Raw genomic sequence first — 18,663 nt, 5'->3', positions numbered from 1 at the left:
TTACAAGCAAAAGCAGCTGGATTATAGACGCTTTTATAGACAGGGCAATTGATATTTAAATAATATTAATAACTAATAAAAATCAAAAGCTTAATATTTATAGTTTAGACTCATATGAAGAAAAAGCCGCGCTAAGTTGTTGCTTTACGTTATCGGGTAGATTTTTATTACAGGCAAAATATAAAGGGGCTTGATGGGCATTGATGGGCATGAGTGATTCGAGTTGTAATTTGTTTAATAAATGAGATTGTTCATGGTTTATTCGCTGCGCAGGTATAACCACTAAATCAATACTCGAACTTCGTGTTTGAATTATCTTAAAAATATTATCAAAACTACTAAACAACATTAAATTTTCGTTTTCTTTAAAGCCTTTTGAAAGTAAGTAATGATGGCTGTAGTTATCTTTTAAAACCGCAATACGGTATTGCTTAGCCTGCTCTAAATTAGTTAAGGAAATACCTTTGCTTTTAAGGGAGTAAAAATTAGTGTCAAATTGGGCAAGCTTAGCAAACCAAATAAAATTATTTTCCCGTTCAGGCGAACGAGAAATGGAAAATATACAGGTTTGGGGATCTCTCAGTGCAATATTGTAAGCCATACTCCAATCGTTTACAGAAATTGAATAATCAATGCCTGCGCTATCAAGCGCCAATCGGACTTTATCGGCAGCATCACCTACTAAATTGTTATTCGCGTCCAGATACTGCGCAGGCGCGAAGTTCTCTGTTACAACAGTAAGTTTAGCCACACAATGATGGCTTACAATGAGCAATAATACACAATACCACTTAGTCACAATAACCCACTATATAAAATTTAAGATGTTACTTTTTTGGTAAAAGCAAATTTAATATAGCGGATTATTTACAAATAGCCAATTTTGGGCCTGTGGGATTAACGATTCATTGCTGCAATTAAGAATGCTGAAATTTTAGCGCCTTCTCTAAGCGTCGTCTCTGAGCTTGATTGACCCACTAATGAGCTGTCGGTAAACGGCGCGATTTCCATCATATCTGCACCGGTTATTGGAAACTCATCGGCAATGGCTGACAAAATATCAAGCGCATGCTGTGGTGTTAATCCATTTTCTTCAGGTGTACCTGTTGCTGAGGCAAATTGAGCATCTAGTGCGTCAATATCAAAGCTTACATACACTTCATCAACCTTGTCAGCCTTTAGTTGCGCGATTGTATCGGCAGCAACAGCGGCTGCGCCACGCTCAATAATTTCAGCAGCCCAGTGCTGTTTAACGCCAAAGGTACTTTCCCAATGTGATTTAGGCTTACCACTTGAGCGAATACCAAATTGAATTAAATGATGTGGCGCGGGTAAAAATTCTAAAATATGGGTACACCAAGAGCCAAAACATAAATCGATGCCTAAACGCTCAACCAATAAATCGGTGTGGGCGTCGAAATGAATAATAGCCGTACGCTTACCTTGGCTACGCTTTGCTTTTAAGTACGCTTTTGTCAGCGGGTAACTAATAGAATGATCGCCACCAATGCCAAAAATGCCTTTATCTTGGAATGTTGCATAAAAGCTGTCACATACATCTTCGGTAATAGACAGTGGACTTACGAAATGATCGTTATTGTCATTGCCATAAAGCGCTTTTTGGCAGTTGGTAATTGTTGCCTCGTTTAAGTATTTATCGTGTAATAAATGCGGTATTACGCGCACATCACCTAAGTCAAATGAACGACACTGTGTTTGCTGGTCAATTAAAGCTGAACGTAAAAATAAAGGCCCCCAGTTTGCACCGCGTAAAATACCACCACCACAATCAGAGCTAATCCCCAGCATAACCGCTTTGTGGGGTGAGTTAGGTAATTCATTTAGCGAGTCACGCCATAAAGCATCGACATTTTCAGTTTGGCCATATAATTTATTTCTGAGTGCTGCTTTGCGTTCTTTTGCCGTATTAACCGTAAATACACCGTCGCCAGGTGCACATAAACAGTGTTCAACTTTATTTTTAAATGCTTGAAATTGTGTGCTCATTGTAAACCCTTTTTCAATCTGAATATCTTGTCTATTATTGAGTAGTTATGCAAAACGACGAACGCTGAATAAATTAAAAATTAATTGTCTGTGGTTATAAAAATCACTGAACGTTGTGTTTTGCGAGGTTAGGTCAGTGGCAAAACAATACAAAACCTACTAACTAACCTTATGAATATAAACAATTTAAAATTTAGCTAACAACTCTTTTGGCTAGCTACTGGTTTGCTCTGAGGTATGAATATAGTGTCTGAGCAAACAAGTCAACTGGCTCATTTTGTTAGTAATTTTAGCCATTGATTGAATATTCAGAGTTGATGAATAAATCAATACGGACATCCGTCCTGTACTTCATTTAGGTTTCTCGTAATCATGTTAAATTGACAACAACTCTTATTAAAAAGGCTTAGTTATGGAAAAGGTATTTCACTTAGGACTGTGTATTGATGATTTAAAAGGTGCAAAACTGGCTATTGTTCCAGGGGATCCAGATCGTGCAGCACGCATTTCACAGTTCTTAGATAATCCAACCTGCCTTGCTCAAACGCGTGAGTTTCACATTTATTTAGGCCAATTAAACGGCCACTCAGTGGTTGTATGTTCAACCGGTATCGGCGGCCCTTCAACGTCAATTGCGGTTGAAGAACTGGCTCAACTTGGCGTACGTAGCTTTCTTCGCATTGGCACAACAGGCGCGATTCAGCCGCACATTAACGAAGGCGATATTTTAATTAGCCAAGCCTCAGTTCGTTTGGATGGCGCGAGTCAGCATTTTGCACCGCTGTGCTACCCTGCTGTTTCTGATTTTTTTGCCACTCAAGCGATGGTAAAAGCCTGTGAAAACCTAAACATCGATTTTCATATCGGTATCACCGCTTCAAGCGATACCTTCTACCCAGGACAAGAGCGTTACGATACGCATTCTGGTTATGTTCCTAAGTCATTACAGGGTAGCTGTGAAGAATGGCAAAAACTAGGCGTGATGAACTACGAAATGGAATCGGCTACTTTATTTACTATGTGTGCCGCTCTTGGCCTACAAGCAGCCTGTGTTGCAGGTGTATTAGTAAATAGAACACGTCAAGAAATTCCTAACGTAGACCACGGCGAGATTGAGAAAAAATCGGTTGCCGTGGTACTTGAAGCCGCTAAAGTGTTACTTGGTTAATGTTGCGCTAATAACCTCAAGTGTTGGCAAGCCAGTAAAGCTTGCTAACACGGCTTTTGCCACCCCTGATTGGTTTTCATGACCAGCCGTTTCTAATAACGTAACTGATTTAACTGTTTGCTTATCAAAGCTCAGTCCTGCTAAAAACAACTGACTCACAGCACTTTGTAATGGCGATAAACTCGGGCTGTACGCTGCATTTTCTGCATAGCTGCCATAAAAATCACCGTTTTCAAACGTACTTATTTTTACTGCACTGTAATTTTGGCTGTATGGCACATAAGCCGCTAAAGCATAGCTCATCAGCTTTTCATCAAGTTGTTTGTTTTCAAAACAATTAGTTTGCTCTGCTGGGTTAAATAAGCTGTGCTCATTGCCTAAATCGGTTGGTCCAAATGAATGAGGTAATAACTCTGCCAATTTAAAGTTTTGTGCTGGCAGTAAAATATCAAGCTCTTTCGCATCAGCGAGTTCATTCATAAATTGACGACAGTACCCACATGGGACATCACTAATCGCTATTTTAAGAATTTTTTTACCGCCATTTAACCAGGCATTATTAATTGCAGATTGCTCACCGTGCACCACTAAACTAAGTGCTTGATGGTCAAACTCAGCGTTAGCGCCAAAGTAAAAAGTGGTGTTTCCTTGTGAATCGAGCCCTTTTACAATTGCGCCGACATGAAATTTGGAAATAGGTGCAACCGAAAACTCTGAAGCCATAGGCACTAAGCCTTGTAATAATGCATCGTCGCTAACATTAAGCTCGGTGCAAAGCGCTTTAATATCGCTTGAATATAAAATACCGCGTTGAGTTTTTAATTGACTGCGTAGAGCTTGAGTTTGCGCTACGTTTAATGAAATGTGTGAATTGCTAAGTGCTGTATTATGTTGCACTTTAAAAGTTGCTGAAGCCATAATAGTTTTTATTTGTTCAATGGCTAAGTAGTGTAAAAGGTTGGCAAACTAAATACCAGCCTATTCAACGTAAAAAAAGGGAACACGTCGCGTGTTCCCTCTAAAACTAATCTAGTTTTGGATTAACCTGTATTACGCATACCCGCTGCAATACCGGTCATAGTGATCATCAAGGCATTGTCTATATCATTTTCATTGCCTTTATCATCGCCACGAGAACGACGTAATAACTCAACTTGTAATACATTAAGCGGGTCGGTGTATGGGTTTCTAAGCCCAATAGACTCTTTGATCCAAGGCTGATCAGCCAATAAGCTTTTTTGTGGGCTTAATGATTGCACTAACGTCATCGCCTCACCAAGTTCCTCTCGCAAGGCAACACCTAAAGGCTTATACATCTCTTCCACCAGCGCATTATCGTAATGCTCACTCAACCAGCTATCTGCTTTACTGAATACCATTTCGAGCATTTCCAAACGCGCCCTAAAAAATGGCCATTGCAAGCTCATTTCACTTAAGGTTTCAATCCCATATTTTTCAAGCGCGGCTTTAAGCCCGCTTAATGCACCTAGCCATGCAGGTAACATTAACCGGTTTTGACTCCAAGCAAAAATCCACGGAATAGCACGTAAGCTCTCAACCCCTCCATTTGGATTTCGTTTTGCAGGCCTTGAGCCTAACGGTAATTTTGACAGTTCCAATTCAGGTGTCGCCATTCTAAAGTAAGGCACAAAGTTTTCATCGTGGCGCACCACATTACGGTAGTGCTGACACGACACATCGCTAATTAATGCCATTACTTCACGCCATTGTGATTTAGGCTCTGGTGGTGGCAATAAATTACTTTGTAGTACCGCACCTGCATAAATATTTAAGCTTTGTAATGCCACATTGGGTAATCCAAACTTAAAGCGGATCATTTCACCTTGCTCTGTTACCCTAAGCCCGCCTTTTAACGACCCCGGCGGCTGAGAATGCAATGCTTGTGCAGCAGGCGCACCACCACGTCCAACCGTACCACCACGTCCATGGAATAAAATAAGCTCAATACCGCGTTCATCCGCTAATTGTACGAGCTTATCCATTGCCTCATATTGTGCCCAACCAGCAGCCATCATGCCTGCATCTTTGGCTGAGTCTGAATAGCCAATCATTACATTTTGGGTGTTTTTGATGTGTCCACGGTACCACTCATTATTTAAAAGCGTGGTGATCACGTTGTGGCCATCGTTTAAATCGTCCAAGGTTTCGAATAAAGGCGCCACAGGCAGTTCAAAACCACAGCCAGACTCTTTAAGTAATAGCTGCACTGCTAATATGTCAGAGGCAGTTCGTGCCATAGAGATAATGTATAAACCAAAGGTTTTTTCATCTTGCTGTGCAATAACATCAAAGGTGTCGAGCACCTCTTGCACTTCTGGACTTGGTTGCCAATGCCTAGGAATTAGCGGACGACGTGAATTGAGCTCTGTCAGTAAAAAAGCTTGTTTGTCTTGCTCTTCCCACTGATTATAATCGCCAATACCTAAATGACGGGTTAACTCAGAAAACACATCGCTGTGTCTTGACGAATCTTGTCGCACATCCAGTTTAGCCAAACGCAAACCAAAGCTATTTACACGATGGATCACATCTAATAGCAAGCCATCAGCAACCACTTGCATATTGCATTTTAATAATGAGCGATAACACACCTCAATTGGGTGCTTAATTTGGTTAATATCAGTAATTAAATCTTGTGATTCAGTACGCTTATTTTTAATTTTAGCGCTCAAATGCATCACCGTTTCTGCAACTTGGTTTTTAACATCTTTCAAAACAGCACGGTACGGTTCAAACTCTTGCCCAGCCAATTTAATGAGCTCATCGCTGGCATCAGACATAGAAAGTTCAGCACACAAAGTTTCTAAATCACGCTGGTATAAATCCAGCGCCATCCAACGGCCATGATCGAGTACTTGCTTAGTCACCTCGGCGGTTACAAACGGGTTACCATCACGATCTCCCCCCATCCACGACGTAAATTCTATCGGGCTGTAGTTGGCAGGTAGCTCAAGGCTCAAATGCTGTTTAACATGCTGGCTAAACTCACGTAAAAAACGTGGCACGGCATCCCATAAGCTATTTTCAATTACCGCATAGCCCCATTTAGCTTCATCAACAGGGCTTGGGCGAGAACGACGAATATCGTCAGTATGCCAAGCTTGGCTAATTAGCTGCGCAATTCGATTTAATATCGCTTCGCGCTCTTGCGCAAGGTTATCGGTGCGCTCAAGTGATGCTAAACAGTCGCTTAGTTCAACATGTTTGTTAATAATAGTACGGCGAGTCACTTCGGTTGGGTGAGCGGTTAGTACTAAGTTTATGTGGAGTTTTGAGAGTGTGTCGGCTAAATGATTATGATTAAGCTGACCTTGTTCGGCCTTTGCTGCTAACGTTTTTAATGTTTGAGTGAGAGGATTTAGTTGGCAAAAACCAACATCATTAAAACGTGATACGGTATGAAACTGCTCTGCAACATTAGCTAAGTTTAAAAAATGATTAAATGAACGGGCAACCGGTAAAAGCTCCTCATCACTGAGCGCATGGAGTACATCAATTAACGCTTGGCGATCGGCTTCATTGCCACTGCGAGATGATTTTGATAAAGCCCGAATTTCTTCTACTTTATCTAAAATCTCTTGTCCTTGGGCATCTTTAATAGTTTGTCCTAATAATTGACCAAGTAGATTAACATTACCTCGCAAGGCGGCATATTGTTCACTCATTTCTAGCTCTCCTTCGTTTCTTGGAGACCTATTAATATCATTAAGCGGGAATATTTAATAGATCCATTTGCATTGTCTTGTCGTAAAAAAGCATATGTAAAATAAACACAAAGCGATAACATGATCATTTTTTACGATGGCAATTGCCCACTGTGCAATGCAGAAATGCAACATTTAAAACGTGCCGATGTTGATCATAAAATTACACTAGAAGATTTAAACGCGGATGATTTTAGTGAGCGTTTTCCCGCAATTGATAAACAAAATGCCATGGATTTATTGCACGCCCAAACTGATAAGGGGCAGATGATTTACGGCTTAGACGTCACTTATCAAGCTTGGCGCACCGTTGGGAAATACCGTTGGCTTAAAATAATTCGTTTGCCCGTAATTCGCTTTTTTGCCGATCATGCTTACACTTTTTTTGCAAAATACCGCCATCATATAAGCCGTTTTTTAATGCCCAATGCGCAGTGTAGTAATGGTCAATGCAATATCAAATCTAAAGGTGAAAAATGAAAACAGTGATTTTATTTGGCGCCAGTAGCGCCATTGCACAATCCTACGTAAGTCATTTAAATCAGCAAGCAGCACAATTTAATATAATTTGTGTCAGCTCATCGAATATTAATCACAGCGATATAAACGTAAACTATTTTCAGAGCGACTATTCAGCGCAAAGCCTAAAAGAGCTAACCGAGTCGTTAAAATCTCAGCAAGTTGATATAGCTCAAGTGATTATATTTAATGGTCAATTACACAACGACCAGCACATGCCAGAAAAAAAGCTTGAAGAAATCAACAGTGATTATTTTATGCAGCTTATGCACTCTAATACGCTTGTACCCCTGCTGTGTTTGCAAAGTATAGTGCCGCTGCTTAATCATAAAACTCACTGCACAATTACTGCTTTGAGCGCTCGTGTAGGCAGTATTAACGACAATAAATTGGGTGGCTGGTATACCTATCGCGCATCTAAGTCTGCGCTGAACATGTTATTTAAAACAGCCGCCATTGAACTTGCTCGTCGCGCTAAAAATACCAAACTTGTTTTATTTCACCCGGGTACTACAGATACACAGCTTTCTAAGCCATTTCAAAAAAATGTGCCCGCAGATAAACTGTTTACTCCTGACTTTGTTGCGCAGCAATTATTTAAATTTACTTACGAAAACCCACAGTTAGAACTCAACGGCGAACCTGCCTACCTAGATTGGCAAGGAAACACCATAAAATGGTAAGGAACAAACACATGCATTTTTCGAAAGACCGCATAGCCGCACTTGAAAAACATACCCGTACACACTTTATCAACTCACTTTCAGGGTTTAAAAGTGCAAACTTAATTGGCACACAAGACTTACAAGGTAATACCAATCTAGCCATTGTCAGTTCAGTTATTCATTTAGGCGCACACCCACCACTAGTAGGCATGATAATGCGTCCACACAGCGTACCAAGGCATACATTCGAAAATATTATAGAAACAGGCGTTTATACTATTAACCAAGTAAACAGTGATATATACCAGCAAGCACACCAAACATCGGCACGTTACGCTAAAGATGAGTCTGAGTTTGATGCAACGGGTTTAAAAACAGAGTACTTAAACGACTTTAAAGCGCCTTTTGTTGCACAAAGCCGACTAAAATACGCAGTAAAATTTGTTGAGAACCAGCATTTAGCTGTTAATGGCACTGAGCTGGTTATTGGCGAAATAATGGATGTGTACGTAGATAAATCAGCACTCCAAAGCGACGGCTTTTTAGACTTACAAGCCATCGATACCGTTGCAGTAACCGGATTAGATAGCTACCACACGGCGAATAAGCTCAATCGTTTACCCTACGCGAAAAAATAGCCCAAGGTTATCAAGTCCTTGGGAATGAGGGACTTGATAACTCCCCCTATTTGTTCAATCCCTTGTTCACTAATCGCAATTAATTTGAATTGAACGCATTTAGCCTACACACTATGCAAAATTTTGTAGGAGAAATATATGACCACAGTTGGTATTGGTACACACACACCCGAACAAGCACTTGCTAGTTTAAGCAATATGACCCACTCAGTAACGCCAATTCAGGCCGATGAGTATTTAGTGCGTATGGCCAAAGCGCAAGCTTATATGCAAGCTAATAATATTGATGCGATATATTTAAATGCAGGTACCAACTTAACGTATTTTACCGGTATGAAATGGTACGCCAGTGAACGACTAGTCGGCGCTATTTTACCCGCCATGGGTGAGGTGCAATACATTGCCCCCCATTTTGAAATTGGCTCTTTAAATGGCTTTAAAGTCATTGATGGCCCAATACACGGCTGGCAAGAACACGAGAACCCTTTTGAGCTATTCGTTAAAGTGCTGAAACAGCTTAATATTAGCGACACCGCTACCGTGGGCATTGATGAAAGCGCACAGTTTTTTATTTTTGATGGCATCAATAAAGCCAGTTCAGGATTAAAACTAGTTAACGCACAACCTGTAACCGCACATTGTAGAATGCATAAATCACCCAATGAATTAGCATTAATGCAATGCGCCATGGATATGACTTTAGCGGTTCATCAGGCTACTGCGAGCATGCTTTATGAAGGAATTAGCACAGTAGAAGTCGAAGAATTTATAAAAAAAGCGCATCAAAAAGTAGGTGCCCCGGGAAATTACTTCTGTATTGTATTGTTTGGCCTTGCTACCTCATTCCCTCATGGTGTAAAAGATCCACAAATTTTGAAAAAAGGCGACATGGTCCTTATTGATACCGGATGCAAAGTACACGATTACCTGTCTGATATTACCCGCACTTATGTATTTGGTGAAGCAACCAGCCGCCAACGCCTATTTTGGGATTTTGAAAAAGCGGCCCAGTTAGCAGCTTTCAATCAAGCCGCCCTTGGCGAAACCTGTGAATCGGTTGACGAAGCAGCTCGCAGCTACTTAGCAGCTCAAGGCTTAGGCCCTGAATACCAAACACCAGGTTGCCCACACCGCACAGGCCATGGTATTGGCTTAGACATTCATGAATGGCCATACTTAGTGGGCGGCGATAAAACCCCGCTTGCCACAGGCATGTGTTTTAGTAACGAGCCAATGCTGGTTATTCCAGATGAATTTGGTGTGAGATTAGAAGATCACTTCTATATGACAGATGACGGCCCGCGTTGGTTTACCCAGCCAAGCCACAGCATTGACGACCCATTTGGCTTGAACAGCTAACCTGAAAACATTCAATAAACGAGCAGCACTTTCGCTGCTCTTTTTATGTTCAATGATTGATAAACTAAACTTCATCCCAATATCCATTGTTATTAAAAAGCAATCCTTCAAGGATCCCTATGAAAAACTTAAAAATAGATATCGTCTCAGATGTAATGTGCCCGTGGTGTATTATTGGGTATAAAAACTTAGAAACCGCATTGGCAGAATTAAAAGACGAAATGAGTGCGGATATTACATGGCACCCTTTTGAGCTTAATCCAGATATGCCACTTGAAGGGCAAGACTTAAACGAGCATTTGCAGCAAAAATACAGTTTAACTGAAGAAGAAAGCGCGCGAAATCGTCAAAACATGGCGGATGCGGGTGAACGAGCTGGGTTTACCTTTAATTTTGACGGTAAACGCATCATGATCAACAGCTTTGATCTACACCGCTTGCTAATGTGGGCGCGTGAAGAAGGCAAACAAACTGAGTTAAAACTGGCGTTTTTTGAAGCACACTTCACCGATTTAAAATATTTAAATCAAGAAGATGCGTTACTGGATGTGGTAGAAAAAGTCGGCCTTAACAAAGACACAGCCAGAGAAATTTTACACTCAGATAAATACGTACAAGCGGTACGCCAAGAGCAAAATAACTTTAAACAAATGGGAATAACCTCAGTACCTACTTTCATTATAAATGATAAGTACGCGCTTACCGGTGGGCAACCGAGTGAATCGTTTATTCAAGCACTTAAGCAAATAAGTGAAGAAGAAGCCAAGCAGGAGCAATAATTTTTCGGGTTAGGCTACATTTTGCGGCCTAACCTTATTAATTTTTTAAGTTAAACACCCGTCTGTTATTTAAATTAAGCCCGTCCTCAACATCACGATAATAGTGCTCATAAAGCGCATTTAACTCGCCGCTATCTGCTAACTTTGTTAAGCCTTGCTCTAATAACTCAATGATTGCTTTGTTATTTTCGTTTGCGTAAAAATAATAGTAATTATCGTATTGCAGCATAATATGAGGCTCAATAACAAAGTTATACTGAGGATGTTTACGTATTTCGGCTTTTATAGCAGTTACTGAACGCGGAAAATAATCGCCAAGTCCTTCATCTAACGCTTTTAACATGCTTTCATAACTCAAATCACCATTAACTGTTAAGCCATTGTTCTTTAATACATAATAATCAGACCAACTTTGCTTTTGTAAGGCTATGAACGGCTTTAGTTGTTCAAGGGTTTTTATATCTGAAAATTCGCCCAACCGGCTTTGTTTAACCATGAGCAAGCGCTTTGAATGCAGCCCATTATAAATAGGATAACTTGTGCGGATTAAATGTCTTTGCTCTGCAAGGGAGTTTGGCAAAGTTAACCAAGCTAAATTAACATCATCGTTACGTGTGAGCTCTTCTAAAATTCTTTTAGTATTCATTGGCTCAAGACTATAAGCAATATTGAGCTTTACATTAACCTTTGCAAAGCTCTTTTCTAATAATGTTAAAATATAGTGGTTTTTTGGTATGTCTTGGGTGCTTGGTTTGCCAAGCTTAAGGGTGATCGTTTGCTCAGTGCTACTGGCAAAAAATGACACTGCCATTAAAATTAAACTGCAGCATAAAATAATAAGCTTCATAGTTATTCCAAGTTGCTTTAGCAATGTAACAAACTAAACAAATGATAAGTATAGCGGCAACTTAAAATTGCGTTAGTTTATGTACGATAAAGCACCTTAATCACATGCCAACCAAATTTCGTTTTTACTAAATGCGGTTCTAAAATTGCACCACTAAAGGCAACCTTATCAAACTGTGGAACCATTTGGCCTCGTCTAAACTCACCTAAATCACCGCCTTTTTTACCCGATGGGCATGACGAATACTTTTTAGCTAAAGTTTGAAACTTTGCGCCTTTGCCTAATTGCTTGATGATGTCTTCTGCAATCTCTTTATGTTTTACTAAAATATGCAGTGCGTGCGCCGTATTTGCCATGTAAGTGCCTTTTTAATGCTTAAATTTAAACGCCGCGATTTTAGCACAGCCAATACATTCAGGCATCTATTAAAGCACTTATAAATAGTGGGCTTGGTCTTGCTTTGAAGGGATCCTGCAATAGTGATATTTACCAAATAAGGTATATCGATTTGATGCAATTTTATCATAAAGCCAATTGTTAAAACGATTTGGCAACACACTAAATATACCACTAAGTTTCCACGGATAGCCTAGCTGTTTAATCACCTCAAAAAATGCATGGCTTTGTATAAATGCTTGAGCGTTTTCAATGTAAACCATAGAGGCAAAATCAGTTGTCGAATAGCCAAAGTGCATTAATATTTGTTGTCCTTTTGGCGATTGTACACTGCACAGTTTAAACATGGCCTGAGGGTCGTGAGCAATAATAAAATTACACCACGCACTACAAAGCTTGCACTGGGCGTCGAACAGTATAATTTTTTGGCTTTTGATTAGCGCGGCGGTATGGGTCATTAATTGCTTGCTCAAGTGAGGGCTTATTGCTGCACAGGTTTTTTTTGTAGCTTGCGCTGCAAAGTGCGTCTATGCATATTAAGCTGCCTTGCAGTCATTGATACATTACCGTTGTTACTGTGCAATACATGTTGAATATGCTCCCACTCTAAACGCTCGGGTGACATAACCTCTTCAGGAATTTCGGTTACTGTCGATACCGGCTCTACTTTTAGCGCTTTTAATAAGCTTGCCATATCGACAGGCTTAGTTAAATAGTCATTAGCGCCCAAGCGCATCGCCTCTACGGCTGTAGCTATACTTGCAAAGCCGGTAAGCAATACAATATGCGCCTTGGGTAACAAGTGTCGCAGCGGTGCAATAAGCGCCAGCCCATTTTCATCTGCTAACTTCATATCTAATAAAATACAATCAGGTTGCTGCTGGCGAGCCCTAAGTAAAGCCTCTGTTTGGTTATGTGCAACCTCACAGTTAAAGCTGTGTTTTGTTAAGCGCCTTGTCAAAGTGGTAGCAAGGTTAATGTCATCTTCAATAATTAGCAGCTTCATAGCGCCGACTCGGTTATTAATAGTGGCATTTGTATCTTGGCCACCGCCCCACCATCGGGGTGATTATAAACAGTTAACGAACCATTTAAACGCTCAAACGTGACATTTGATAGCATAACCGCTATTCCCATGCCTTGCTCGCTGGGCATGAGCTGCCCGCCTAACTCCGCTAACTCTGAGGATAAAAAACCAGCGCCAAAATCCCGAATAATTAACGCAATACTTTGCGCATCTGGCTGTTGCCAACTCAACTCTAATTGCATTTGGCCTTTTTTTTCGTTAGCAAGCGCTGCATTTTGTAATAAGTTTAAAATAGCAGGTAGCAGCATGGCATCACTTTTTAATGTGGCTTTAGGCGCCTCATTAAGCCAATTTATTTGTTGATTAGGGTATTGTATTAGCAACGTATCATGAATTTGATTTTGCAGCTGCTCTCCTTTTATAGGTGTTTGCGTGTTTTTATCTCGTAGCTGCATAGAGAGCTTTCTAAAATCATTAAGCTGAGTGCGGCATTGCAGCAAGGGTGCTTGCATTTGCTGAATAATTTCATTGTTGGGATACTCTTCTACAAGCTCTTCAAACAATAATTGTAAATTAGCAATAGGCGTTGCTAATTGATGAGTAATTTGCGCCGCTGCGCCATCGAGAGTAACCAGTTGTTCACTACGCAACTGTTTCTCTCTAACTTTGGCAATAGTGCGCTCACGTTGTTGTAAAGCACGGTTCATTGCACCAATAACCAACGCAATCACGCAGGCACTGATAACAAAATTAACCCACATACCAATAAAGTGGCCACTCATGTTCATTTGGTGCATGCTATGCTCTGGCATTTTAATCAGTAGCATGCTGTAGGCAGCGATAGCCAGCACAGCAATATAGGCAAGCCCACGAGCGCTCAATGTAATTGCCGCTATCATAATGGGCAGCAACAATAACGACACAAATGCGTTAGTTGCACCGCCACTTAAAGACAACAAAATAGTTAAAAAAAGCACATCTGCGGTCAGTTGCATTAACATGCCAATTGGCTTTGCTTGGCTTACATGCCGGTAGGCAAATACACTGGCTAACTGAAAAACCGCCTCAACAGCAATAACCCCTAACAACGGCATAAGTGCAATTTGGTGATCTAGTAAAAAATAAACACTGAGTACCGCAATAAGCTGAACAACAATGGCACCACTGCGCAGCATTAATAACCGGCTAATAGCCGGGTCGGTTTTAATTAACACAATAAGGTTCATTTGTCTGAATATACACAGCTTTGTTATCCATTATAAATAATGCTTTTTATAGTAGTGATTCTATAATATGCGCCTCATATTAACTGCTCGCTCAACCGCACTCAAGCATATATAGTCAACAAAGCGTTCGTATTCTAATATGTGTATAAGGCCTATGAGCTATAGTGTAAAACACGCAAAATCATTAAAATCATTTAATTAACACAATAAAAATAAGCCACTTACCTTTAAGCAAAAATGCAGCAAATAGTCCGTAAAATAGCAGTAATTACTAAGCAAACCATGCTATAAACTAGTGTTAACAGCTAATTTTTGATATAACGTCCTCATTAGACGAACACGTCATACCACTTTTAAGAGAACACACTATGCCTTACGCACATATCACTGGTTGGGGTAAATGCATTCCACCAGCAAGCATCAGCAACGACGAAATAAGTGAAATTGTAGATACAACCGATGAGTGGATCACCACACGCACAGGTATCAAGGCACGAAGAGTTAGCCATGTAAGTACTGCTGAACTTGCTAGTGTGGCTGCAAAACATGCCATTGCTTGTGCTGGCGTAGATGCAAAAGATATCGATTTAGTTATTTTAGCAACGTGCACCCCCTCAACAGTAGTCGCAAACACCGCCTCATTAGTACAAAAAAATATTGGTGCCACAGGCGCTGCAGCCATGGACACCAACGCGGCATGTTCTGGTTTCTTATATGCTTTACAAGCTGCGACAGCGCAAATTCAAGCTGGCATGATCAAAAAAGCTGTCGTTATCGCGGCTGAGCGCATGACGTGGTATGTAAACTGGGCACGACGCGACAGCGCAGTATTATTTGGTGATGGTGCCGGTGCCGTTGTGCTTGAAGCAGCAGAAACACCTGCAGGCTTATTAGGGACTAAAACCGGTTGTGACAGCGAAGATCGTGATATTTTACACATTACTAATTTTGGCAGTGATTTAAATAAATATGAGCCAATTGGTCCATCAGACCTTTTATTTGAAGGCCGTGAAATATTTAAACGTGCCGTTAAAGGCATGAGTGAAGCCTGTGACGATGTGCTTGAACAAGCTAATCTCAAGTTAGACGATATCGATGTACTAGTTCCGCATCAAGCTAACTTACGCATTATTCAAGCAATTCAAAACCGTTTAAAGGTTGAAGACAGTAAAGTAATGGTTAACATTGGCGAATACGGTAATACCTCTGCTGCAACGATTGCCATTGCGCTGTGTGAGGCCGTTGAGCAAGGTTTAATTAAGCCGCATGCCAATATTATGTCGGCTGCATTTGGAGCAGGCCTAACGTGGGCGGCAAGCTATATAAAATGGGGCGAGCGAGTAACGCCTATTGCTATTAGTGATGCTGAGCTTCCACCGTGTGATAAAACGGGTTTAGAGCTTGTTGCACCGGCTGTAAAAGCGTGTAAAGACGCAGAACCTAGCTAAAAGCTAATATATATGACCATGCACATGTATTGATAAACAGCGCACTGCTTTTAGTGCGCTTTTTGCTTTTTAAGGAAAATAGATGCAACTACTAGGCATTCATCATGTAGCCATCATTTGTAGCAACTACCCACGCTCTAAACATTTTTATAGTGAAATATTAAAACTCACGATTATTAATGAGCATTATCGTGCACAGCGTCAGTCTTACAAACTCGATTTAGCTTTACCTGATGGTAGTCAGTTAGAATTATTTTCGTTTAATGATGCGCCAAGTAGACCAAGCTACCCCGAAGCACAAGGACTTAGACATTTAGCATTTAAAGTTGGGTGTATTAATACTGCTAAACATTATTTAGAGTCACACAATGTCATCGTCGAAAATATTAGAGAAGATGAAATAACCGGCAAAAAATTCACCTTTTTTGCCGATCCAGATGGCTTACCCCTTGAGTTATATGCACTTTAACATCTAATAACTCAAGGTATATTTAATTTAGTTAAATCGATTTTGTAAGTAAGTAAATACTGCACGAATACCCAGTGCCTCACCACCGGCTGGACGCCCAGGTAATGCACGTAAATTCCATGCCATTACGTCAAAGTGAACCCATGGTGTATTTGGCTCTATAAACTCTTTCAAATAAAGCGCAGCGGTTATTGCGCCACCAAATGGCGTACTTGCACAGTTAGCCATATCAGCCACATCGCTTTTCAAAAATGGTTTGTATTGTTCGAATAACGGCAATTGCCAAACAGGGTCGTTAACTTGCATTCCCGAGTCTATAATGGCATTTGCTACAGCGCGATCCGTTGAGAAAAATCCCGGTAACTCCGTACCTAACGCAATACGGCACGCACCAGTTAATGTTGCAAAATCAATGATTAATTCAGGATCATCGTTTTGTGCTTCGCTTAGTGCATCACACAGCACTAGTCGCCCTTCCGCATCGGTATTGTCTATTTCGACCATAATACCTTTACGGGTTTTTACTACATCGCCAGGGCGAAATGCATTACGCGAAACAGCATTTTCAACCGCAGGCACTAAAACACGAAGGCGTATTGGTAAGTTAGCAGCCATAATTAACTGAGCCAAGGCAATAACATGCGCAGCCCCACCCATGTCTTTTTTCATGTTGCGCATGCCTGAACTAGGTTTTAAATCCAGTCCACCGGAATCAAAACAGACACCTTTACCGACTAACGTAATTTGTGGCGCATCAACCGCTCCCCACTTTAAATCGAGTAATCGTGGTTTGTTTTCACTTGCACGGCCTACCATATGAATAGTTGGGTAATTTTGCTCTAATAACTCATCACCTACCCACTGTGTAAATTCACCGTCGAATGTATCTGCAAGGTCACTCATTACCTGCGATAAATGCTGCGGCATCATATCGGCAGCTGGGGTATTAACTAAATCGCGTGCTAAATTAATGGCATCCGCTTGTTGTTTTACTTGTTCATATAATGTTTTATCAGCAATGCCAAGCTGAGCTTTCGCTGTGGCTTTTTGCTTGTACTCACTAAACTCATAACCACCTAACACAAAGCCTAAAGCAAGTTGAGCAACTAAAGACTCATCACCTTGAATTTGATAACAACCCGCAGGTAATTTACTGGCAAGCTCGCCAGCGGCCCAAAAATCATCAGTGCTTTGCATTACACAAAATACCTGACTAAGTTCACCCGTTTCTGGGTTTGGCACTAGTGCGAGCCCTGATTTTTCAAAATCGGTATTTGCAAGCCAACGCTGCACAAAGCTTGGTTGCTGAGTAAGCCAGTCTGTTAATTCATTTTTAACAATAAAAGATAGAGGAATTCCTGAAGAGGTATGACGAAGTAAAGCACTCATTAAATGACTCACATAATAGAAAATGATGCCTTAGCATATCAATAAGCACTATTAAAAGGTATAGCTAATTATGTTCTGCTAGCTTACTTCTTCTTTGAGGGCGTTGAGTCTTGCTCTTGGTTTTGTTGAGCCATTTCTTGATCAATTTCTTTAATCGGCTTATTCATACTAAAAGAACTCGGCAATACATCAACACCTACTAATTGCCCTAGTTTAACAACCAGTGGAATAGTTAATGGTGCAAACGGTAATAACGCAAAAACGCCTAGCCCTAGTCCTTTTAATATATCAACAAACTGCTCGTTGGCGCGTTTTAGTTCTGCTTTATTTGTTTGCCCTTGGGTATAACGCCTATAAATTATTAGCATTTCTTTGGTTTCTTGCCTTTCTTGGGCAAGCGCAATTTTAAGCGCGACCATAGCACGACGAAAGCGTAGTTGTTGTCGCTTTTTACTTATTTTAGCAACCCGCCAGGGTGCACGATGGATAACTTTATATAATCGCATAGCTTGTATTCTCACACAGCGCTTTCAGTTCACAAAGAATAATTTACACGCTTTATTCAATCATTTATTCTTAATGTTCATTTTCCTCAGTTTTAATTAAAAACATGCAAAAAAACATACCCAACACTAAACCCGAAAGGCCAAAATCTGATGAGTGCTGCGGCGGCGGTAGTTGCTGTCCATGTGTATGGGATGAGTACAAAGAAAAACTTGCACAGTGGAAAAAATATCATGGTGAAAATATCAATAGCAGGTCAGTTTAATTCAATAATAGAAAGTAGCTAAAATAGCTTATTTAATTAATAACTATGTATCAATGCCTGCTTTTACCCCCCTTTCCCTGCCCTACTTATGATTAACTCTGTGTTACTTTTAGATAAATCATTTGTTTCAACTTGTTAAATAGTGGTTAATTACCCATTGCCCTCTTTAGTTTTTTTATCTATAGTCTATTTCGAGGACTCACAGGAGGTGCGCTTAGTTTATTAAGCTTTT

20 protein-coding genes are annotated in these 18,663 nt (G+C 40.5%); 9 read left to right on the top strand and 11 right to left on the bottom strand.

Annotated elements, in window-relative coordinates:
• Positions 1-97 precede the first annotated feature (97 nt).
• Positions 98-751, bottom strand: a complete 654-nt coding sequence (locus ND6B_RS02730) for a substrate-binding periplasmic protein (RefSeq protein WP_235420573.1) — start codon at positions 749-751, stop codon at positions 98-100.
• 146 nt (positions 752-897) lie between these two features.
• Positions 898-2,007, bottom strand: a complete 1,110-nt coding sequence (locus ND6B_RS02735) for an arginase family protein (protein WP_008464328.1) — start codon at positions 2,005-2,007, stop codon at positions 898-900.
• Between the two features lie 412 nt (positions 2,008-2,419).
• Between ND6B_RS02735 and udp the strand changes: the two genes are divergently transcribed.
• Positions 2,420-3,175, top strand: a complete 756-nt coding sequence (gene udp / locus ND6B_RS02740; RefSeq protein WP_008112319.1) for a uridine phosphorylase — start codon at positions 2,420-2,422, stop codon at positions 3,173-3,175.
• On the opposite strand, the gene cdd is transcribed toward udp, so the two are convergent.
• Positions 3,164-4,093, bottom strand: coding sequence for a cytidine deaminase (cdd, locus tag ND6B_RS02745; RefSeq protein ID WP_033104143.1), 930 nt, complete (start codon positions 4,091-4,093; stop codon positions 3,164-3,166). The genes udp and cdd overlap by 12 nt on opposite strands.
• Positions 4,094-4,215: 122 nt before the next feature.
• Positions 4,216-6,861 (bottom strand): phosphoenolpyruvate carboxylase, encoded by a 2,646-nt coding sequence (ppc, locus tag ND6B_RS02750; RefSeq protein ID WP_033104142.1) that lies wholly within the window; start codon positions 6,859-6,861, stop codon positions 4,216-4,218.
• A gap of 120 nt (positions 6,862-6,981) precedes the next feature.
• Between ppc and ND6B_RS02755 the strand changes: the two genes are divergently transcribed.
• The 5 genes from ND6B_RS02755 (at position 6,982) to ND6B_RS02775 (ending at position 10,860) form a co-directional block, all read left to right on the top strand.
• The gene (locus ND6B_RS02755) at positions 6,982-7,380 is read left to right on the top strand and encodes a thiol-disulfide oxidoreductase DCC family protein (RefSeq protein ID WP_016899157.1); all 399 of its coding nucleotides are present in this window, start codon (positions 6,982-6,984) and stop codon (positions 7,378-7,380) included.
• Positions 7,377-8,102: an SDR family NAD(P)-dependent oxidoreductase gene (locus ND6B_RS02760; RefSeq protein WP_033104141.1), complete on the top strand. Its 726-nt coding sequence runs from the start codon at positions 7,377-7,379 to the stop codon at positions 8,100-8,102. The genes ND6B_RS02755 and ND6B_RS02760 overlap by 4 nt, the downstream gene beginning before the upstream one ends.
• 11 nt (positions 8,103-8,113) lie before the next feature.
• Entirely contained in the window at positions 8,114-8,722 is a 609-nt protein-coding gene (locus tag ND6B_RS02765; protein WP_024600947.1) for a flavin reductase family protein, read from the top strand.
• A 138-nt stretch (positions 8,723-8,860) separates the two neighbouring features.
• A complete protein-coding gene (locus tag ND6B_RS02770; protein WP_033104140.1) occupies positions 8,861-10,081 on the top strand; it encodes a M24 family metallopeptidase in 1,221 nt (406 codons plus the stop codon).
• Positions 10,082-10,200: 119 nt separating this feature from the next.
• Positions 10,201-10,860 (top strand): DsbA family oxidoreductase, encoded by a 660-nt coding sequence (locus ND6B_RS02775; protein WP_016899162.1) that lies wholly within the window; start codon positions 10,201-10,203, stop codon positions 10,858-10,860.
• Between the two features lie 37 nt (positions 10,861-10,897).
• Here the strand turns inward: ND6B_RS02775 and ND6B_RS02780 are convergent, their stop codons facing one another.
• From ND6B_RS02780 to ND6B_RS02800, 5 genes are all read right to left on the bottom strand, one after another.
• Positions 10,898-11,707 carry a substrate-binding periplasmic protein gene (locus tag ND6B_RS02780; RefSeq protein ID WP_028834138.1) on the bottom strand — a complete coding sequence of 270 codons (810 nt, stop codon included), beginning with the start codon at positions 11,705-11,707 and terminating at the stop codon, positions 10,898-10,900.
• Between the two features lie 77 nt (positions 11,708-11,784).
• Positions 11,785-12,063, bottom strand: a complete 279-nt coding sequence (gene ppiC / locus ND6B_RS02785; RefSeq protein ID WP_008464312.1) for a peptidylprolyl isomerase PpiC — start codon at positions 12,061-12,063, stop codon at positions 11,785-11,787.
• 78 nt (positions 12,064-12,141) lie between these two features.
• Positions 12,142-12,561 carry a thiol-disulfide oxidoreductase DCC family protein gene (locus ND6B_RS02790; RefSeq protein ID WP_013463126.1) on the bottom strand — a complete coding sequence of 140 codons (420 nt, stop codon included), beginning with the start codon at positions 12,559-12,561 and terminating at the stop codon, positions 12,142-12,144.
• Between the two features lie 23 nt (positions 12,562-12,584).
• Positions 12,585-13,109, bottom strand: coding sequence for a response regulator transcription factor (locus ND6B_RS02795; RefSeq protein WP_033104139.1), 525 nt, complete (start codon positions 13,107-13,109; stop codon positions 12,585-12,587).
• Positions 13,106-14,344: a sensor histidine kinase gene (locus ND6B_RS02800; RefSeq protein ID WP_033104231.1), complete on the bottom strand. Its 1,239-nt coding sequence runs from the start codon at positions 14,342-14,344 to the stop codon at positions 13,106-13,108. The genes ND6B_RS02795 and ND6B_RS02800 overlap by 4 nt, the downstream gene beginning before the upstream one ends.
• Positions 14,345-14,724: 380 nt before the next feature.
• Here ND6B_RS02800 and ND6B_RS02805 point away from each other — a divergent pair, with 380 nt between their 5' ends.
• Both ND6B_RS02805 and gloA2 read left to right on the top strand, forming a co-directional pair.
• Entirely contained in the window at positions 14,725-15,804 is a 1,080-nt protein-coding gene (locus ND6B_RS02805; RefSeq protein ID WP_033104138.1) for a ketoacyl-ACP synthase III, read from the top strand.
• An 82-nt stretch (positions 15,805-15,886) separates the two neighbouring features.
• Positions 15,887-16,273, top strand: coding sequence for an SMU1112c/YaeR family gloxylase I-like metalloprotein (gene gloA2, locus ND6B_RS02810; protein WP_008464296.1), 387 nt, complete (start codon positions 15,887-15,889; stop codon positions 16,271-16,273).
• Positions 16,274-16,300: 27 nt separating this feature from the next.
• Here the strand turns inward: gloA2 and ND6B_RS02815 are convergent, their stop codons facing one another.
• A complete protein-coding gene (locus ND6B_RS02815; RefSeq protein WP_033104137.1) occupies positions 16,301-17,662 on the bottom strand; it encodes a leucyl aminopeptidase family protein in 1,362 nt (453 codons plus the stop codon).
• Between the two features lie 83 nt (positions 17,663-17,745).
• Entirely contained in the window at positions 17,746-18,168 is a 423-nt protein-coding gene (locus ND6B_RS02820) for a hypothetical protein (protein WP_033104136.1), read from the bottom strand.
• A 104-nt stretch (positions 18,169-18,272) separates the two neighbouring features.
• Here ND6B_RS02820 and ND6B_RS20035 point away from each other — a divergent pair, with 104 nt between their 5' ends.
• Positions 18,273-18,431 carry an oxidoreductase-like domain-containing protein gene (locus ND6B_RS20035; RefSeq protein WP_081844587.1) on the top strand — a complete coding sequence of 53 codons (159 nt, stop codon included), beginning with the start codon at positions 18,273-18,275 and terminating at the stop codon, positions 18,429-18,431.
• Positions 18,432-18,663 lie beyond the last annotated feature (232 nt).

It is taken from the genome of Pseudoalteromonas sp. ND6B (assembly GCF_000764215.1).
Taxonomy (GTDB): domain Bacteria; phylum Pseudomonadota; class Gammaproteobacteria; order Enterobacterales; family Alteromonadaceae; genus Pseudoalteromonas; species Pseudoalteromonas tetraodonis.
This window is presented reverse-complemented; position numbering and strand designations above follow the sequence as displayed.